General features: G+C 45.3%; 18 protein-coding genes. 9 read left to right on the forward strand and 9 right to left on the reverse strand.

Annotated elements, in window-relative coordinates:
- Positions 1 to 84: 84 nt before the first annotated feature.
- A complete protein-coding gene (locus tag V7S65_RS10170) occupies positions 85 to 591 on the reverse strand; it encodes a DinB family protein (protein ID WP_336388345.1) in 507 nt (168 codons plus the stop codon).
- A gap of 372 nt (positions 592 to 963) precedes the next feature.
- Between V7S65_RS10170 and V7S65_RS10175 the strand changes: the two genes are divergently transcribed.
- From V7S65_RS10175 to V7S65_RS10185, 3 genes are all read left to right on the forward strand, one after another.
- Complete coding sequence (locus V7S65_RS10175) at positions 964 to 1,296, forward strand: hypothetical protein (RefSeq protein ID WP_111578394.1); 333 nt, start codon at positions 964 to 966, stop codon at positions 1,294 to 1,296.
- Positions 1,297 to 1,487: 191 nt separating this feature from the next.
- Positions 1,488 to 1,859, forward strand: a complete 372-nt coding sequence (locus tag V7S65_RS10180; RefSeq protein ID WP_111578395.1) for a VOC family protein — start codon at positions 1,488 to 1,490, stop codon at positions 1,857 to 1,859.
- Positions 1,819 to 2,313, forward strand: coding sequence for a MarR family winged helix-turn-helix transcriptional regulator (locus V7S65_RS10185; RefSeq protein WP_339545634.1), 495 nt, complete (start codon positions 1,819 to 1,821; stop codon positions 2,311 to 2,313). Before V7S65_RS10180 ends, V7S65_RS10185 begins: the two co-directional genes overlap by 41 nt.
- A gap of 22 nt (positions 2,314 to 2,335) precedes the next feature.
- Here the strand turns inward: V7S65_RS10185 and V7S65_RS10190 are convergent, their stop codons facing one another.
- On the reverse strand, positions 2,336 to 3,604 hold the full coding sequence (locus V7S65_RS10190; RefSeq protein ID WP_336388343.1) for a cation:dicarboxylate symporter family transporter: 1,269 nt from the start codon (positions 3,602 to 3,604) through the stop codon (positions 2,336 to 2,338).
- A 105-nt stretch (positions 3,605 to 3,709) separates the two neighbouring features.
- Positions 3,710 to 4,600, reverse strand: coding sequence for an alpha/beta hydrolase (locus V7S65_RS10195; protein WP_336388342.1), 891 nt, complete (start codon positions 4,598 to 4,600; stop codon positions 3,710 to 3,712).
- A gap of 60 nt (positions 4,601 to 4,660) precedes the next feature.
- Between V7S65_RS10195 and V7S65_RS10200 the strand changes: the two genes are divergently transcribed.
- Positions 4,661 to 5,938, forward strand: a complete 1,278-nt coding sequence (locus V7S65_RS10200; protein ID WP_111578399.1) for a hypothetical protein — start codon at positions 4,661 to 4,663, stop codon at positions 5,936 to 5,938.
- Between the two features lie 4 nt (positions 5,939 to 5,942).
- Positions 5,943 to 6,632, forward strand: coding sequence for a DUF6320 domain-containing protein (locus V7S65_RS10205; RefSeq protein WP_336388341.1), 690 nt, complete (start codon positions 5,943 to 5,945; stop codon positions 6,630 to 6,632).
- Here the strand turns inward: V7S65_RS10205 and V7S65_RS10210 are convergent, their stop codons facing one another.
- Positions 6,633 to 7,745 carry a glycoside hydrolase family 88/105 protein gene (locus V7S65_RS10210; RefSeq protein WP_336388340.1) on the reverse strand — a complete coding sequence of 371 codons (1,113 nt, stop codon included), beginning with the start codon at positions 7,743 to 7,745 and terminating at the stop codon, positions 6,633 to 6,635.
- Between the two features lie 161 nt (positions 7,746 to 7,906).
- On the opposite strand from V7S65_RS10210, the gene V7S65_RS10215 reads away from it, so the two are divergent.
- Positions 7,907 to 8,371, forward strand: coding sequence for an NUDIX domain-containing protein (locus V7S65_RS10215; RefSeq protein WP_111578402.1), 465 nt, complete (start codon positions 7,907 to 7,909; stop codon positions 8,369 to 8,371).
- A gap of 20 nt (positions 8,372 to 8,391) precedes the next feature.
- Here V7S65_RS10215 and V7S65_RS10220 read toward each other — a convergent pair whose 3' ends face one another.
- The 3 genes from V7S65_RS10220 to V7S65_RS10230 all read right to left on the reverse strand — a co-directional run bounded on the left by V7S65_RS10220 (position 8,392) and on the right by V7S65_RS10230 (position 10,770).
- Entirely contained in the window at positions 8,392 to 9,186 is a 795-nt protein-coding gene (locus V7S65_RS10220) for an SDR family NAD(P)-dependent oxidoreductase (protein WP_336388339.1), read from the reverse strand.
- Positions 9,187 to 9,257: 71 nt separating this feature from the next.
- Positions 9,258 to 9,839 (reverse strand): TetR/AcrR family transcriptional regulator, encoded by a 582-nt coding sequence (locus V7S65_RS10225; RefSeq protein WP_336388338.1) that lies wholly within the window; start codon positions 9,837 to 9,839, stop codon positions 9,258 to 9,260.
- A gap of 73 nt (positions 9,840 to 9,912) precedes the next feature.
- On the reverse strand, positions 9,913 to 10,770 hold the full coding sequence (locus V7S65_RS10230; RefSeq protein WP_336388337.1) for a serine hydrolase: 858 nt from the start codon (positions 10,768 to 10,770) through the stop codon (positions 9,913 to 9,915).
- Positions 10,771 to 11,061: 291 nt separating this feature from the next.
- Here V7S65_RS10230 and V7S65_RS10235 point away from each other — a divergent pair, with 291 nt between their 5' ends.
- Together V7S65_RS10235 and V7S65_RS10240 are read left to right on the forward strand one after the other, a co-directional pair.
- Positions 11,062 to 11,448: a VOC family protein gene (locus V7S65_RS10235; protein WP_079472210.1), complete on the forward strand. Its 387-nt coding sequence runs from the start codon at positions 11,062 to 11,064 to the stop codon at positions 11,446 to 11,448.
- A gap of 81 nt (positions 11,449 to 11,529) precedes the next feature.
- Positions 11,530 to 12,765: a hypothetical protein gene (locus V7S65_RS10240; protein ID WP_336388336.1), complete on the forward strand. Its 1,236-nt coding sequence runs from the start codon at positions 11,530 to 11,532 to the stop codon at positions 12,763 to 12,765.
- Here V7S65_RS10240 and V7S65_RS10245 read toward each other — a convergent pair.
- Positions 12,762 to 13,274, reverse strand: coding sequence for a hypothetical protein (locus V7S65_RS10245; RefSeq protein ID WP_336388335.1), 513 nt, complete (start codon positions 13,272 to 13,274; stop codon positions 12,762 to 12,764). The genes V7S65_RS10240 and V7S65_RS10245 overlap by 4 nt on opposite strands.
- Positions 13,275 to 13,521: 247 nt before the next feature.
- Complete coding sequence (locus V7S65_RS10250; protein ID WP_336388334.1) at positions 13,522 to 14,082, reverse strand: GNAT family N-acetyltransferase; 561 nt, start codon at positions 14,080 to 14,082, stop codon at positions 13,522 to 13,524.
- Between the two features lie 157 nt (positions 14,083 to 14,239).
- Between V7S65_RS10250 and V7S65_RS10255 the strand changes: the two genes are divergently transcribed.
- Positions 14,240 to 17,845 (forward strand): SusC/RagA family TonB-linked outer membrane protein, encoded by a 3,606-nt coding sequence (locus V7S65_RS10255; RefSeq protein ID WP_336388333.1) that lies wholly within the window; start codon positions 14,240 to 14,242, stop codon positions 17,843 to 17,845.
- Positions 17,846 to 17,853 lie beyond the last annotated feature (8 nt).

Here is a 17,853-nt window from a genome sequence, read left to right on the forward strand (position 1 = left end):
GATTGCATTTTAACGTTTATGGGTAACCGGTAGTTTGTTATGAAACCGGAAATGTAAGTCGTAAGTCGCGGCTACCAGCCTGTTCTATCTGAGCAGTTGCCGGATGCCGGCCAGGTGGTGATCATCATGTTCTGCCACAAAATAAGCCAGGTCGATGATCCGCATGGGCGTTTTCAGGCGCGGGTGCAACGCTGATTTTGTCAGCTGCTCATCGTTCAGGCTCCAGAGACGGCTGACCAGCTGTTGCCGTTGTTCCCGGAACTGTTGCAGCAATACAGGGGCGGGTGTTGCATTATGATTGGCAGTATGTGTTTTCTGGTTGGTTAAATCTGCTACTCTCAGTTCTGTGGCGCCGTTGATAAGATCTTCCAAACGGCCAAGCCATAGCGGTTCCATATCTGCAAGATGTCCTGTTTCTTCATTGATACTCCACTTCTCCCCTGTTTTTATAATTAGTAATTCAGGAGATGTTGTGCGGATGATCTCCTCTATGCGGGCGGGCGTTCCGCTAAGCCGTTCAATAATACCTGGCAGTATGCCGTTATCTTCAATAACGGGGAATATCCTGTTGAACCACTCTGTTCTTTTCATTACTATCTGTTTACTTAACTTAAAAATAATGATAATAAGTGATTTCTATAAAAAAATAAACAGCTATCAAACATTGCTATATATCCCGTTAGGAATGCTGATAATATTTTTTAATGATGAATATTCTTATTAATTTCATCACCGTGAAAATAACCATATATGAAAACCAGAAAACCCGGATCCTTTTTCATTGATCATTTATTGTTATAGTTGTTAACCGCGTGGCATTCCCTGCCTGTACGCTGTTATGCTAATTCATTTCCATGCAAATCATTAAAGCCCGCTGATGCACCGTCGTCGGCTCCTAAACTTATATCCTGCAGGATTATCAGGTAATTATTTATTTATTATTCATCCTCAAAATTTAATCAAATGGGTCTTATCGTTTTTTATGAAGGCAACAATGCCACCGAGAACATTGTACAAACAGTAGAAGACTTTTCCGGCCAGGATTTCAAGCCGGTACCTAATAATGGAATCCGTTCCTTAAGGCTATATAATGTAAGGCCTGGTTGTACCATCAGGGCATCTGATTTACCAGACGGCTCTGTGAACGATGACTTCTGCATTATTAATGTAAAAAAGGAGTCGCCTGAGTATTTGGTGAATCTTTTTGAACGAAGCTATGAAGATGGATTTGTGGTGGTAACGCTTATACCGAGCAAAGGCATTAATGGCAAAGTAGCCCGGGTAAAAATAAACTGATGAATGAAAACAGCCGGCTCTCCATATCAGGGCCGGCTGTTTCTTTAGAAATTTGTGCTCCTCCTCAAATCACGCTTCCATTTATAAAATACCTGCTGATCCGTTGAGTTGCTCAATGCTTTTGCTGAACAAAAGTTGGCAATTCAAATAAAGTTCGTAATTTAGTAGTCGCAACTACTAAACTTGATATAATGTCAAATCCAACACAACTCTCCTTTGTTTCACTCCAGGTGAGTGATCTCGACGTATCCGGAAAATTCTATACCGGAATTTTGAATTTTAAGCCGGTTTTAAAATCGCCGCCCGACGCAATAGTATTTGAACAAAAAAATGGTGCGGCATTCGCTATCAGAAAGCCTATGATTGAACTTTCCAAAGCAAACCTGCTTGGCTGGGGAGTAGCCCTGTGGTTTGCAATAGGCGACCTGGACGTGTTTTTGGAGACAAACAGGGAGAAAATTTCTATTGTCAAGGATATCCATCCAACGCCGTTTGGAAGAATCCTCGTTATATCCGATCCTGATGGCTATTCAATTACATTACAGGAAACAAAAGAAGGTTGATAGTATGGATAAACAAAATCAGATATTCTCCTATGTAGAACCAGAAGAAAACAGCGGGTACCTGCTATGGCAGGTGACCATGCAATGGCAGTTAAGCATGAACAGGGCACTTGGAAAGATGGGGCTCACGCTAACTCAATTTTCTTTAATGGCAGGCCTTTACTGGTTAAGTAGAAAAGAAAAAACAGTTACCCAGCAGCAATTGGCGGATTACGCTAATACCGATAAAATGATGACTTCTAAAGTTTTAATGGCTTTAGAAAAAAAACAGATCATAAAAAGGGTAAAAGATCCTGTCGACAGTCGTGCGAAACAATTAAGAATTACCAGCAAAGGCACACAAATACTAAAAGAGGCTTATCATATCGTTGAACAGGTAGATGCCGTATTTTTCAAAAATGTGATAAAAGATAAAGCGACATTCGATCATTTACTTATGAGATTAATAAAGTAGATAACGTTGAATGAGATAACTGCTAGTAGGTTTCCCCTGTATATGCCACGGCATCATCTGCCGGAGGATGAAACTCCTTTTCGCTTTTTGCAATAACGATCGTAGCCACGCCATTACCGATGATATTAGTGATGGCGCGCGCTTCGCTCATAAATTTATCTACCCCCAACAGGAAAGCAAGTCCTTCTACCGGAATTTTATGAATAGCCGTAAGTGTGGAAGCCAATACAATAAACCCGCTGCCGGTTACGCCAGCGGCGCCTTTCGAGGTAACCATCAGTATGCCTATAATAGTGAGGATTTCCCCGATAGTGAGATGTACGTCATACAGCTGTGCAATAAAAATGACGGACATCGACAGGTAAATAGAAGTCCCATCCAGGTTAAAGGAATAGCCGGTTGGCACCACCAGTCCTACTACCGATTTACTGCAACCCATTTTCTCCAGCTTCAGCATAATAGAAGGCAAAGCCGATTCTGAAGAGGAAGTGCCCAGCACCAGTAAAAGCTCTTCCCTGATATATTTAAGAAAACGCAGGATGCTCATTTTATAATACTTCAAAATACCGCCGAGTACCAGGAAAATAAAAACGGCCATCGTCAGGTATACAGTGCCCATTAACTTGGCCAATGGTACCAATGTGTGCAAACCGAACTTTCCAACGGTATAGGCCATTCCTCCGAAAGCGCCCAGCGGAGCCAGGTACATCACATATTTCAGTGCCTTGAAAACCAATTTGGAGAGTTTACCCAGGCCCCTGATTACTGCCAGCCGGTATTTCGAGTAATTGAGCAATACCCCGATGATGATAGCGGCTACCAATACCTGCAGCGTTATATTATTCAGGAAGAAGGAAAGCCAGTCGAAACTCTTTGCTGCGCCGGAAGTATATTTGGAAGCATTTTCAATTTGCAGGCTCGACTTATCAATTTTTCCCGGCTTGATCAATAAGGCCATCAACACACCGGCGGCCAGTGAAATGGTGGAAACTACCTCAAAATAAAGAAGCGATTTAACGCCAATACGACCCACTTTTTTCAGATCGTCCATTCCGCTGATGCCCAAAACAATGGTCAGGAAAATAATCGGCGCAATAAACAGCTTGATAATATCGATAAAGGTTTTTCCTATAATTTCCATCTTCACGCCGGTGGCCGGCGCCAGGCTGCCCAGTAATACGCCGGCGATAATGGCGATGAGCACCCAGAAGGTAAGATTGGTAAAGATCCTGATGTGTAAACTCCGTTTCACAGCTGCTTCCGGCTTGTACGAGGCTATATCTTCGTGCATGGGTTCGATCGATTTTCGTTGAAATTCCCGTCAAGTAACGAAATTTTAGCCGCTTATTTTAGCATGGGTCATATATTTATTTTATTGGATTTGGTTGCTCCATATTTATAACCCACCGGTTTCAATAATGGAAATGATCTGTTGCCGTGCCTGTTTGGATTCAGGTAAGTTAATGAGCATCCAGTCGTGAACCATACCCGGATACTCCACATAAATAAACTGTACATCTTCCGGATCGATCATTTTCTTCAGTTTACGCGCGTCTGCCACCAGGATTTCCCGGGTCCCTACAAAAACAGAGATGTGCTCCAATCCCTTAAATGAACCATAGATGGGGCTAAGCAGGTAGTGGTCCAGCGGCGCATTGCCGGCATAAATCCTGCCGGCCTGTAAAAGCCCTTCCAGCCCCATAAAGGGGTCCTCCGTAACAATTTCGTGTATTTCAGGGTTACTGAGACTGATATCCAGCCACGGCGAAAGCAGGATCAGCTGTCCCGGCTGCGGCAGCCGTTCTTTTACCAATAACTGGCATAAAGCCAATGCCAGGCCACCGCCTGAAGAATCACCCATAATAATCAGATCCTCCTTTGCTACTTTTTCAAGTAATTCCCTGTAAAGCGCCAGGATCATATTAAACGTATCCTCAAAAGTAAAGTCCGGCGCCAACGGGTAGTCCGGCGCTGAAATGGTACAATGTGTGGCTGCTACTAATTCGGTCATAAATGACCAGTGATGAGAGGTAAAGCGCTGTACATAAGCGCCTCCATGCAAATACAGAATATGCTTCCGCCCTCTCCCCGCGCGGGATTGCAGGGTAAAAACAGGATGGCCGTTTACCAGGCGTTTATCCACTATACAAAATTTGTATACCTTAGTGGTTGGTTCCGGGCTACTATAGAAATTTTGCCTGCCTGTGGCCAGCAGCGTTTTTAAAAAATGCTTCTTCCCGATTAACCGGAGAAAAAAAGCGAATAATTTACTGTGTATACTGGCCAAATTGATCAGTTTAAATATGACAGCGGTGTTGCCGGCATAATGTTTTACAATCGGTAAGGTATGCCTAATATTCAGACAAACGACTTCTGGCTCCGCCTGGATAATGCAGCAAAAATTTATCCGGCTATTAAGGATAAAGAGTTGACCTCTGTTTTCCGCGTAGCTGTTGTATTAAAAGACCGGGTTAAGGCAAAGGCCATGCTGGAAGCCGTTAATGAAATTGAGAACCGTTTCCCCTACTACAAAGTAACACTTAAAGCAGGCTTCTTCTGGTATTACCTCGAACAGCAGCAAGGCCCCATCCCTGTAGAGGCAGATTTGCAAACACCCTGCCGCGCCTTCAAAAAACGGGAACTGATGTTCCGCATACTGGTAAAGGAAAACAAAATCAGCGTTGAATTTTCTCATATCCTGACGGATGGCACCGGCGCATTTGAATTTCTGAAGACACTGTTACTGGTGTATTTTGAAAAATGCTGTATTCCACTTGCAGATAAACCGGCGTTTTATGACCCCGGGGAAAAGCCGGCGCCGGAAGAGTATGAAGATGCCTATAGCAGGTATTTTAAAAAGATTGATGCACCGCATATAAAAACGCCCGGCGCCTTTCATGTTCCCTTCTCTTTAAAAGGAAAACCGAGGTTCAGTGTGCTTACAGCCATCATGCCCATAGCCCAGCTTTCCCAAAAGGCAAAAGCGCTGGGAGTGAGCCTTACCGTATATCTCACCGCTGTTTATCTTCATGCACTCCAACAAATTCATGAGCAGCAACCCCGGCTAAAAAAGAATATTAACAGGAAGATACTACGTATTGAAGTGCCGCTGAACCTGCGTAAATTATATCCCACACAGACTATGAGAAACTTCTCCCTATATATACTTCCACAGATTGATCTCCGGTTAGGACATTACACGTTTGAGGAGATCGTTAAAACAGTATATCACCAGATGCAACTGGAAACCGACCAGAAGCTGATCAATAAAATGATTTCACGCAATGTAGGCGGTGAACGCAATACGCTAGTCAGAAACATCCCGCTTTTCCTGAAATCATTGTTCCTTTCCAGGTTGTATATTATTAGCACAAAACAATACAGTGGTGTGGTCACCAACCTGGGGAAGATAGACCTGGGCACAGCTGCCAATCACCTGATAGAGCAGTTTATATTTATAGCGCCGCCACCCAACAAGGTGTTGAGAGTAAATTGCGGCGTTGCCGGGTTTGGCGACAACCTCGTATTAAGCTTTGGTAATATCACTACTTCCAAAGAACTGGAAAGATATTTTCTGACATTTTTGACGCATCAGGGCATAGCTGTTAAAATAATAAATTCATGATTGTATGAAATATTGTAATAACTGTGGCGTAATACTGGAAGATGATATGCAGATATGTCCGTTGTGTGGTTATGAGGCCGGTACAAACAGCGCCAGCCCGGAGCCGGTAGTAACGCAACCGGCTGCAACGCTCACCAGGCAACAAAAGAAACTGGTGTGGGAAATTGTATCCCTGGTGCTGATTTCCTCCATTATAGCAGCGTTGCTCATCAATCTTATTGTAAATAAAACAATTTCGTGGTCAGAATACCCGGTAGCTGTTTGTCTTACTATTTTCTGCTATGTTTCTTTCTTTGCCTTCTGGTCTGGCAGCAGCGCAACCCGTATGCTGGGAGGATTTATCACTTCAGCAGTGCTTTTGTTACTGCTGGATACGTTTACCGGTGGCCTCAGCTGGGCCGTCACCATAGCGATTCCTGTATTACTGGTAGCCAGTCTTATCACCGCCATTTTCCTAAGCATCACCCGGCATACAATTTCCAAAGGGGTAAATCTTATTGCCTATGCGTTTATTGGCAGCGCGGTATTATGCGTAGCTATTGAAGGCATACTGTCGTTTTACCACACCAGGACGATCCGCCTGGAATGGAGCCTCATTGTTTGTTTATGCGTGCTGTTGGTGGCTATTGCTTTATTATTCCTGCACTTCCGGTTAAAGAAAGGCAGGAGCCTGGAAAAAACTTTTCACCGGTAATTACAGTTTGTAAACCTCGCTGCCTGCCAGCAGGAAACAGCCCAATCCATAATCTTCAAAGTCCGGGACTTTATCAAAGGTAACAGGCTGACCATCCTTAGGTTCCTTACCGGTGCCCTGCACATAACCCAATCGTCCATCTTTATCGATACAATTTTCCAGGAGGACATTCCATGCTTTCCGGACAATGGGCAGATAGGTTTTCTTATCGATCAGCCTGTGATTAATGCCCCAGGCCATTCCGTATACGAACAGCGAGGTGCCGGTTAATTCCATTCCGCCATAGTTATCCGCATCATGCAAACTTACATTCCAAAAGCCATCCGGGCGCTGAACAGGGACCAGCGCTTTTAACATATCACGGTAGTCCTGCAGGTATTCCGCGTAATGCGGATCGGTGGCGGGAAGCAGGTCCAGCGTGCGCACCAGCGCTGCTACTACCCAGCCATTGCCCCTGCTCCAGTAGCAATCTTCGCCGTTTGGCGCTGTATAGGGAGGAACAAAGTCTTTGTCTCTCCACCACAGGTGATCCGCCGGGTTATAAAGACCTTTACCACCATGATTATATTTCGTGTAGGCGTACATGCTATACATGCGGTTAAAATAGCTGGTATCTTTATAAATCACTCCCAGCCGGGTATACACGGGCATTGCCATTTGCAGCGCATCAATCCACCACCAGTCGTCCACCTGCTGAGAGGCTTTCATATTATCCATAGCGGCTTTGATATCGCGTATCCGCTCTTCTTTTTTGTCGATGAGATAGAGATCGATATAGGTTTGGCCGCAGCATTGATTGTCCGCGTTGCGTACCTCTGTGCCGCCCCAAAGCCCCCACTGATGGCTCTCGCCCCAGGCAACGGCATAATCGTAATAAGCGGCTTGTTTGTCGATGTTGTACAGCGCCATCAGCCCTTCGTAATAAACGGCCCGGGTCCAGAGATTCGACGGGCGCTCTTTATTGGTAAAAGTAGGCTTGCCCGGATCGGGCCATTTCTGCATAAAATACTGATTGGTGAGGCGCATGGCCGACAGTACGTCTTTCTTTGCCGGAATCGTTTGTGCAAAGGCAATCTGGCTGATAAAGCATATCGCAATAAACAGGTTTTTCATACGTGGTAATCTATTTAAGAGTCTTCTGACGGGTTAGTATAACTGTCAATTTAACAATTAAAAACAACACCAGCGCGTTTTTCCGGTCATTTTTTTTACGGTCTGGTATGGGGATTGTTGTAAGTTTGATCCATAAGTTCACTGTATAAATTCTTCCCCATATGAAACAAAGCGCCGGTATTTTGCTTCTTCGTTCTGCGGACAACGGGCCTGAGTTTTTCCTGGTACATCCGGGCGGACCTTTTTTTGCGAAGAAAGACGCCGGCTGGTGGACGGTTCCCAAAGGAGAAATTATGCCTGGAGAAGATCCGCTAAATACTGCGGTCAGGGAGTTTGAAGAAGAAACCGGTTATAAGCCGGCTCCTCCTTTCACCCGGCTTACCTCCATTACACAAAAGGGTGGCAAGCAGGTACATTGCTGGGCCGCCTTCGGCAACCCCGATCCTGCGAAAATAGTAAGCAATACATTTGAAATAGAGTGGCCGCCTAAAAGTGGGAAACACAAAACCTATCCCGAAATAGATAAGGCCGGTTGGTTTACCTCGCAGGAAGCCGTAAAGCTGATTAATGAAAAACAGGTGCCGTTTTTGGAAGAAGTATTGCAGTTGGGATTTACGGCCTTATAAAACCCGCCGGGCTTCGTTGTTTATACGATAGTATTGAGCACCCCTCCATCTGCGCGAAGCGCCGCCCCGTTTGTAGCTACCGACAAAGGACTGGCAAGATAAGCCACCAGGCTGGCGATTTCGGACGGATCAATAAACCGTTGCAATAGTGAGTTTGGAATCAGTGTTTTAACAAGACCGGCCTTCACCTGCTCCACGCTGCAGTTTTGCGCGCCCGCAATTTGTTCTACTGTACCAGCCACGCCTTCGGAGTAAGTGGGACCTCCGAGGATAGTATTTACCGTAACCCCGGTATTTTTAGTCAGCTCAGCAAGACCACGGCTCATAGCCAGCATGGCTGTTTTAGTGGTGCCGTAATGGATCATATTTCCCGGAACATGGATACCGGATTCACTGCTGATGAAAACAATTCTGCCCTGGTTCTTCTCCAGCATTTTGGGTAACAATCGCCTCGACAAGCGGATACCACTCAATACATTGATCTCAAAAATTCTCAGCCAGTCTTCATCCCGGATATCCGCAAATTCTTTCAGTTCAAATATGCCAACATTGTTTATTAAAATATCGATATCCGGAAGCGCGTCCAATAACCTGTTCACTTCCGCTTCGCTGCCAAAGTCAGCTGCTATACCGGAAACTTTTGCTGCCGGTATTTCTTTCTTCAGCTTTTCCACTGCTATAGCCACCTTCTCCGGTGTTCTTCCGTTGATAACCACTGCCGCTCCTTCCTGCAATAATAATCTGGCAATGGCAAAGCCAATGCCCTGTGTTGATCCGCTGACAAAAGCTGTTTTTGATGTTAACTGTAAATCCATGCGTGTGTTGTTATTTTAATGGCGAAGAAATTATATTTTGTGTTGATCATTACAAAAATCAGTAAAAAAAATCAGCGGAGGATTTCCAGCTGCATTTCAATTTGTTTAAGGAGTATTTTATTATCAGGATACATACGCCTGGTAACGTTTAACCCGTTCCAGAGTGTAACCAGGTAACGGCCCAGGATCACCGGGTCGGTTTGATTTTGCATGGTGCCGTTTTTCTGCGCACGGCGGATGGCTTTGGTGTAAAGCTGCTCTACTTCTTTGAGGATAGTTACGGCTTCTTCTTCAAGCTCTTTATCAAGAGAGGCCATTTCCACCACGGTATTAACGATTATACAGCCCTGCAGGTGCGTTTCCCGGTCGGCCCGGGCCATACTGCGAAAGAAATCCCTGATCAGCTCCATGGGGGCATCACTTTGGTTAAGCGCGGTTTCAAACTCCCTGAATGCCTCCCGGCGCTGCTGAATGGCTTTCCGGAACAGTTCCTTCTTTCCACCCTTAAAAGCATTATAAAAACTTCCGCTGCCCATACCCATCGCGGTGAGTATATCTTCTAAGGAAGTAGCGGTATATCCTTTTGTCCAAAACACTTTCTGCGCCTTCGTCAGCACGTCCTTGTCATCATATATGGCCGGTCGTCCTCTCATACAATAGCAATTTTGTATTAATCACTACAAAAATAGGTATTTTATCGAAACTACCATCCTTCTCTCTAAAATTTTAGTGTTTGAAATATTTCCACAGGTAAGCAGCAACGTTTTTAATCAGCACCTGCGCTTCGTTATCATCTGTCCACCGTTGATCTTTATTATTTTTGGTACCCACGTAAAAAACATATTCCCCGCGTGGTTCGTTTACCAGTATCACTTCAGACCTGGACGCATCCAGAGAACCGGTTTTATGGGCGGCCTGTACATACGGCGGAATAGCCGACAGGCCCGTTTCATCGTAATAACCGTGGGTCATTAACCGGTACATTCTTTCGGAAGCGGCCTTGCTGATCACCTCCCCATTACGGATCTTCACCAGCAGGGTAGCCATTTCGCGGGGGGTAGTCATGCCCCAGCCGTATACCTTCCAGATTTCCGCGCGCCCGGGAGTGCGGGAATTCACCCGCGTAACCGCAAGCCCATACTGCTCCATCAGCTCATTAATACGCTGCCCCCCTCCTGCCAGCGACTGGTTCCAGATGGACGCAGTATTATCGCTGTAAGACATCATCAGCGCCAGCAATACACTCAATTCTGTAGCGGTGCTGTCCTTAAAGAACTGCATCAGCCCCGATCCGCCATATTTAATAGAATCCCGGTAAATCAACGGCTGATGATACTTCAGCTCGCCTTTCTCAATTTTATCAAACACGCCCACGAGAATAGGAATTTTCACAATGCTGGCCGTAGGGAAAATAGTGTCGGCATTGATAGCTGCATACCTGCCGGTTCTCAGGTTCTTCACATAGATCCCCACATCGCCATGAAACCCGGTGATAAGATCTTTCAACCCCTTTTCAAGTTTATGGTCTTCCTGCGAAAAAGCAAGTACAGGAGTCAATATCAGTAACAGCAACCATTTGTGCATATAAGGAAATGTTTGCTTTAAGTTATAAAACCCTTTTGAAAACAACTAATCACCCGTAACAATTGTAACAACCATCCAGGAAACACGTCCTGATGCCTTATTCTTTAAGCTTTATGCCTTTGTACTATAAAAATGGCAGAAACACCCCCGTAAGATTTCACAAATTGCCACCCTGTTTAATAAGTTTATGGACTATTTTTGAGACGCTGATGAGCATTCCAAAAGGATGCTACCTTTTTACAAATACGGCACCATCAAAAAGAAAAGCTATTAAACATAAAACTGTTAGTTATGAAAACAAAAAAGATCTGGGCCAATTTCGGTGTTCAGGATTTGGAACGAACCACTACATTCTATAAACAACTTGGATTTAAATCAAACGGAGCGTCGGAGCAACTGACCAGCTTCTTCTTTGGTGAAGAAAACTTTATCATCCATTTCTTTTTGAAGGATGTACTTGAACCCGCCATGATGGGACCAATCATTGATACCAAAGCAGGGAATGAAATTATATTTACTCTTTCTGCTGATACTAAGGAAGAGGTTAATAATTGGGAGAAAGAAGTACAGCAGGCCGGCGGAACAATTGTTTCCAGGCCGGAAGAGTTTGGAAAGGGTTATTATGGTTTCGTGTTTGCTGATCCTGATGGCCATAAGTTCAATGTATTTCACATGTAATATCAATATTGGCAAACGCCGCCGGATTTGAAAACTTTTTCTTACCTTAATGAAGTATCCCTCAAAAGTAAACCATCTGCTATGAAACAAGCAAATAGCAAATCATCCTCCAATCAATCTCAAGGGCGTTCTGTTGCCGGAAACCTCGCCGGATCAGGCGGCATATCCCTGCCGGCAGTACCCACCCAATTTCCAGCACAACAGGTAGTTCAACGTGTGTATGACGGCTCCCGGAGTATGGAGGATAAAAAAGTGAAGGACCTGCTCAAAGACCTGGCTGAAATGTTTGAAGGATTAAATAATGAACGTTCTGAAGAATACAAGAAATTTAAGAAGATGATCGAATCAGGAAGGGATTATGATCAAATGGAAATCACTAACGTACTATTGGGAGAGGCTACGATAGAAGAAGAGAAAGAAAAGCATAACAGCTCTGACGAGGAGGAAGAGGAAGACTGGGGCGAAGAAGGTGAAGAAAACGAGGACTGGCAAGAAGAAGAGCAGGACTTTGATGATTACCAGGAACCCGTAGAAAAAGAGAAAGAAAGCAGTAAAGCGGAATTGAAGGATGAAGGGGAAAAATTTGTCATTGAAAAACCCATCACCACTGATTTTAAAGCGGTGGTACTTTGGGCAGGTACTCAGCTAACAGACTTTCAGATAACAGCCATCAAAAACGCCGCAACAGGCCATTCCGACCCCGGTGTTGATCAGGGAGGTGCAGAGGGATGGTCAAAGACCGTGTTTAGTAAAGTAAAATTTGATCAGGATGACCTGATTAACAACTTTCACAAGGGAAACGTCAAAGAAAGCGGGGTACAACAGGCCGTGGAACAAGAAAGCATACATGCTAAACAAATAAACGACATCGTTAAAATATTAGGCGCCCTGGGAGCGCATGTACAGGTATTCCGTCCCGCTGATAACCTTTTGATCCGACGGGAAAATCCCTATATTCAAAATAACTGGATACCATATGCAGGGGATTTTTCCAATGTTCAGCCATTTATTGACAAATCCGCTAAAACGATCCTCGTTACTGTCGGGCATGGATTCCCTACGGGCAGAACCAACTTCCCGGCACAAGGCATGCTGCTGCAATCCGAAATCCAGCAAAAATTAAAGCTCCGGTCAGACGGGAATGCGGTCATGTATATTCCCTTACAGTGCTATCCCGGCATGGCTGTTAGGGAAGGCTCAAAGATAGGCTGGCATTCCAAAAGTATTCCCTCCGACCAGGTATCCAGTGATGGCGAAATGCGGCAATGGGTAGAGCGGCAATTATTAAAAGAAGTATACCAATGGTTGGGAGGTTAAAGATTACTAAGTTCAAGTGCTTCCTTACTATACTTTAAATAGGTAACACGCACTTTAGCTCCTGTTTCGTAACGATAATAATCAGCTTTCTTAACCGGAATTCTGAATTTCTCACCTTTATGCCGTCCTGCAAAAGTGAGCATATATTCGTCATTTTCTGTTTTGTGACGGCTGATAATTACGCTTGACAGTTTGTTTTTCCCATGTCTGATATCTTTCTCCCAATTCTTTTTGAAATTTCTGAATGTTAACCAGACAATTAAATAGAAGAAGCTGAACATGGCAAATCCTGCAAAAACAAACAACACATAGTATCGGAAATTGATTAATTCGTTTTGTATAAAATAATAAGCAATCGCCATTATCAAAAGTGTACCGCCCATCAAAATACCTGTTGTATTCTTAAAAAATTCTCTCCGTTGCTTATCAATGTGTGCTATCTCTTCATCACTTAAAGGAATGTTCTCTTGTAATACTATTTGTAAATAGTCAATGGGGATATTAGTCATGTATTGTTAATTCAGGTTTGCCTGTATGGTCGCTTATCTGTCCTGAAATAAAGATACATAAAGTTTCTAAAGTGAGCATTTTCAATAATTGCGCACATAAGATATACCCGATACTTCCCGGATGCCTCGGCGATACGTCGGACCTGGATACCCCATGGACTATCCATGCACTATCTATACTGTTCCCATGCACTCCTCATGCACTATTAATGCACTATCCATGCACTATCCATGCACTATCCCCCCTTCATATGGGTGAGGTCGCTTTCTCATATTCCTGTTTCGTTAACCGGTATTGATAAACGGTTTTATAAACATCATCTACTTTATACTGGTCTACCAGCTCCCCTTCTTTTACCAGGCCGTTATTGATTAAAGTCCTTTCCGATGCACGGTTATCTGTAAAAACAGTAGCAAAAATTTTATGGAGATGCAGGGTTCCGAATCCAAATTTCAGCACTTCTTTCACCGCTTCCGTCATCAGTCCTTTGCCCCAGAACGGCTCCCCGATCCAGTAGCCTAATTCGGCATGGTTATGCCGGGTATCGATACGCAATCCTATTGCACCAATAAACTCGCTGAGTTCTTTTAAATTAATAGCAAAAACCACCCGTTCTCCGCTCGCATAGGCTTTTATCGCAAGATCTATCCAAAACGCCGCATCTCCCTCTTTATAGGGATACGTGATATTCAATATATTTTCGGAGATCTTCTTGTTATTGGCATACCTGACTAAGGCGTTCAGGTCATCTGTGGCTACTTTTCGCAGTTTTAACCTGTTGGTATACAGTTCAGGAAATGTTTTCATAGTGGTGCTTACCTGTTACAGTGTGCAAATATAGCAGATATGCGTTTACATTTTTTCGTATTTTCTGATAGAAAAATGAAGGCCCGAAGGATTCCTGGTACCCCCTTCACCCGTTTTAAATAAAATCACGTCTCTAATAGATATCAAATGCTACGTTATGAAGCTAATTCCACCCAAATGGAGTCCTTTCCTGCAAGGACTGCTGCTCTTCTTTTGGCTTAACCAGCCGGTTGTTTTTGCGCAGGGGCAGAAACAGGTAACCCTGAAAAGCGGGAATGCCGCCATCAGCCTGGCAGACATCTTCAAAGCCATCCGGCAGCAAACGGGTTACACCGTTTTTTACAACAACCTTATCCTGAACGATAAGGAAAAAATGAGAGTGGACTTCAACAGAAGCGATTTACCAGCCGTACTTAATACGATATTGAAAGATAAAAATATCGAGTGGACATTTAACGATACTTATATTATTCTGAAGAAGAAAGATAATGCCGCTTCGCCTTCTCCTAAACAGGAAAAGCTGCAGGGCCGGGTTACAGACGATACCGGCCAGCCCTTAGCCAGGGCGTCGGTGCGGATTAAAAACACTACCGCAGCGGCGCTTACAGATGCCAACGGCAATTTCTCCATCGCCCTGCCGGAACCCTCCGGCATTTTACAGATCGGCTTTATCGGGTATGAACCGCTGGAAGTACCGGTTAACGACCTGCGCTTCCAGGATATAAAACTAAAGCCCTCCAATAGCGGCCTCAATGAAGTAATTGTGATCGGCTATGGCACCACCACCCGCAGGGACCTCACCGGATCCGTAGGCAAGGCCAATGTGGAAGACATGCAGAAAGCCCCCGTAGCCTCTTTCGACCAGGCTCTGGCCGGGCGCATTGCCGGCGTGGAAGTAAGCTCCAACGACGGACAGCCCGGCGCGGCCTCCAAAATTGTGGTAAGAGGAAGCTCCGTGAGCCAGGATGGTTCTCCCCTGTTTGTAATAGATGGCTTCCCCATTGAAAACATGGATATCAACTCCATCAACCCCAATGATATCGCCTCCCTGGAAGTATTGAAAGATGCGTCTTCTATCGCCATTTACGGTGCAAGAGGCGCCAACGGCGTTATCATCATCAATACAAAAAGAGGAAAACCCGGCCCGCCAAGAGTTACCTACAGCTATGCACTGGGCATGCAGCAAATCACAAAGAAAATGGAAATGCTCAGTCCCTACGAATTTGTAAAACTGCAGCTCGAACTGGACAGCATAGCAAGTACCCCCGGCACACCCGTTAATACCAATGCACGCATCTACCTCGATCCGGCGCATGGCATTACGCTGGACTCCTACAAGAACAACCCAGGGTACGACTGGCAGGACCTGCTGGTGCGAACCGGGCTTACACAAAGCCACTCCCTGAATATCAGCGCCGGTACGGCAGATACGCGGTACTCCATCAGCGGCTCCTACTACGATCAGAAAGGAATTATCATCAACACCGGCCTGAAAAGATATGACGGCAAATTCACGCTCGATCAACGGCTGAATAAAAACCTCCGGATGGGCATCACCGCCGGGTATTCCAATTCTTCTTCCTATGGCACCATACCCGCCGCAGCTGCCAGTGGCGGCGTAGTACAGGGTATGTGGCAATACCGGCCCGTTTCCGGTGTGGGTAACCAGGATCTGCTCAATGAGGTGATCGACAGCCTCGCGCTGGAAGACTTCAACAACGGCACTTCCACTGCCACCCTGGGAAACAACCTGGTAAACCCATTGCTGCAGGCGCAGAACGAATACCGGAAAAACATCAACAACACCGGTACTATTAATGCCTTTATCGAATATACTTTCCTGAAGAAGTTCAGGTTGAAAATCTCCGGCGGCTATAACGCCACCAACCTGAAGTCTGAAACCTTCTATAATTCGCAAACCCAACAGGGTAATTTATTTAAGAACAAAGCAGGTGCAATACCTAATGTGAACGGGATTAACGGTACTATCAACAATCAGCTGAACAGTAATTATCTCAGTGAAAATATCCTGAACTATAAAACCACTATCGGGAAAAAACATGTGATTGATGCGCTGGCAGGTTTCACTTATCAATACGCCACAAACAACTATACCGGTTTCAGATCCATCAATGTGCCACAGTCGACCGAATACCTGGGCATAAAAAGCATTGGCGGCGGCACCGCCGCCTCACCCAATGCAGGCGGTTCGCGCTGGCAACTGTTCTCTTTCTTAGGCCGCCTGAATTATGCCTATGAAGATAAATACCTGTTCACCGCCACTGCACGGTCCGATGGCTCTTCAAAATTTGCGGCCGGCAAGCAATGGGGGTACTTTCCCTCCGGCGCTTTTGCCTGGAGATTTACGGAAGAATCTTTTGCAGCGGGCTTACGGTCGATCCTGAATGATGGTAAGTTCCGGGCCAGTTACGGCAGCGTGGGCAACAACAAAGTGGGCGACTTCAGCTACCTGGCCACCCTGGCCGGCGGCACACAGTTTGGCTATCCGTTCAACAACTCCTATACGAGAGGTACCGTACCTTTTGGAAACGGTAACGCCAACCTCACCTGGGAAACCACTACAGAACTGGATCTTGGGCTCAACCTCAGCTTCTTCAACGACCGCATCTCTATAGATGCTGATTATTACAACCGGAAAACAAAAAACTTCCTGCTGCTGGTGCAAATTCCTTACTTCGCTGGTTATAGTATCACTTCTTTCAATACCCAATACCAGAACACCGGGGAAATCAGCAATAAAGGTTTTGAACTCACCATCAACACCATAAATATCAAAGGAAAAGACTTCAACTGGAGCAGTAGTTTCAATATCAGTTTTAATAAAGGAAAGATCGTTAAATTTTATGATGGCTTTGAAGTAATGCAAACACGTTACGATCTTCCTGGTGGCAACAGCACCACCGGCTGGATTGCCAAAGTAGATGCGCCCATCTCCCAGTTCTACGGCTACAAATGGGCCGGTGTGTACCAGTACGATGATTTTGTGAAACAAGGCAATGGCGCCTATATCCTGAAAAACGGCGTACCCGGCTATTCCCCTAATATTCAGCCCGGCGATCCCAAATACAAAGATATCAACGGCGACGGCGTAGTGGACGCCAACGATCAAACAACACTGGGTAGTCCGCTCCCTATTCATACCGGTGGGTTCTCCAATAATTTTAACTACAAAAATTTCTACCTGAATATTTTCCTGCAATGGAGTTATGGCAATGAAATACTGAATGCAAACAGGATGGCCTTTGCTTCCACCGGCAGCTATTTCCCGAATGGCAACCAGTTTGCAGAATACGCCAACCGGTGGACACCAACCAATCCTACCAACGACGTGCCCAGGGCCATGGCCAACAACAGGGGCGATGCCGGCAGCTCTACGCCGAAGGTAACCTCCCGCTACATAGAAGATGGCTCCTTCCTGCGGCTCAAAACTATTTCGCTGGGATACGACCTGCCACAGGAACTGATCCGGCGCGCAGGCTTCAAAGGATTGAGGGCATATGTGGCAGCGCAGAATATTTTCACCATCACCAAATACTCCGGCATTGATCCGGAGGTATCGTCTTTCAGGGTGCAAAACCCTGCCAATGCACCGGGAAACACTCCCGGCGTTACCGCCACCAGCGGTACCGGCTATACGTTCCTGCAACCAAGCAGCAGTTACTCCGCCTTATCCGGTGGACTCGATTATACGGCTTATCCACGCGCATTTACACTCAGTTTTGGTATTACCGCTACTTTCTGATTCCATGT

Origin of the sequence: Chitinophaga sp. CCNWYY40 (assembly GCF_037483205.1) — a bacterium.
GTDB classification, from domain to species: Bacteria; Bacteroidota; Bacteroidia; order Chitinophagales; family Chitinophagaceae; genus Chitinophaga; species Chitinophaga ginsengisegetis.

Excerpts from the sequence above, each read along its gene's own strand:
- V7S65_RS10170 (WP_336388345.1), bottom strand. The coding sequence starts at position 591 with ATGAAAAGAACAGAGTGGTTCAACAGGATATTCCCCGTTATTGAAGAT.
- V7S65_RS10175 (WP_111578394.1), top strand. The coding sequence starts at position 964 with ATGGGTCTTATCGTTTTTTATGAAGGCAACAATGCCACCGAGAACATT.
- V7S65_RS10180 (WP_111578395.1), top strand. The coding sequence starts at position 1,488 with ATGTCAAATCCAACACAACTCTCCTTTGTTTCACTCCAGGTGAGTGAT.
- V7S65_RS10185 (WP_339545634.1), top strand. The coding sequence starts at position 1,819 with ATGGCTATTCAATTACATTACAGGAAACAAAAGAAGGTTGATAGTATG.
- V7S65_RS10190 (WP_336388343.1), bottom strand. The coding sequence starts at position 3,604 with ATGCACGAAGATATAGCCTCGTACAAGCCGGAAGCAGCTGTGAAACGG.
- V7S65_RS10200 (WP_111578399.1), top strand. The coding sequence starts at position 4,661 with ATGCCTAATATTCAGACAAACGACTTCTGGCTCCGCCTGGATAATGCA.
- V7S65_RS10205 (WP_336388341.1), top strand. The coding sequence starts at position 5,943 with ATGAAATATTGTAATAACTGTGGCGTAATACTGGAAGATGATATGCAG.
- V7S65_RS10210 (WP_336388340.1), bottom strand. The coding sequence starts at position 7,745 with ATGAAAAACCTGTTTATTGCGATATGCTTTATCAGCCAGATTGCCTTT.
- V7S65_RS10215 (WP_111578402.1), top strand. The coding sequence starts at position 7,907 with ATGAAACAAAGCGCCGGTATTTTGCTTCTTCGTTCTGCGGACAACGGG.
- V7S65_RS10220 (WP_336388339.1), bottom strand. The coding sequence starts at position 9,186 with ATGGATTTACAGTTAACATCAAAAACAGCTTTTGTCAGCGGATCAACA.
- V7S65_RS10225 (WP_336388338.1), bottom strand. The coding sequence starts at position 9,839 with ATGAGAGGACGACCGGCCATATATGATGACAAGGACGTGCTGACGAAG.
- V7S65_RS10230 (WP_336388337.1), bottom strand. The coding sequence starts at position 10,770 with ATGCACAAATGGTTGCTGTTACTGATATTGACTCCTGTACTTGCTTTT.
- V7S65_RS10235 (WP_079472210.1), top strand. The coding sequence starts at position 11,062 with ATGAAAACAAAAAAGATCTGGGCCAATTTCGGTGTTCAGGATTTGGAA.
- V7S65_RS10240 (WP_336388336.1), top strand. The coding sequence starts at position 11,530 with ATGAAACAAGCAAATAGCAAATCATCCTCCAATCAATCTCAAGGGCGT.
- V7S65_RS10245 (WP_336388335.1), bottom strand. The coding sequence starts at position 13,274 with ATGACTAATATCCCCATTGACTATTTACAAATAGTATTACAAGAGAAC.
- V7S65_RS10250 (WP_336388334.1), bottom strand. The coding sequence starts at position 14,082 with ATGAAAACATTTCCTGAACTGTATACCAACAGGTTAAAACTGCGAAAA.
- V7S65_RS10255 (WP_336388333.1), top strand. The coding sequence starts at position 14,240 with ATGAAGCTAATTCCACCCAAATGGAGTCCTTTCCTGCAAGGACTGCTG.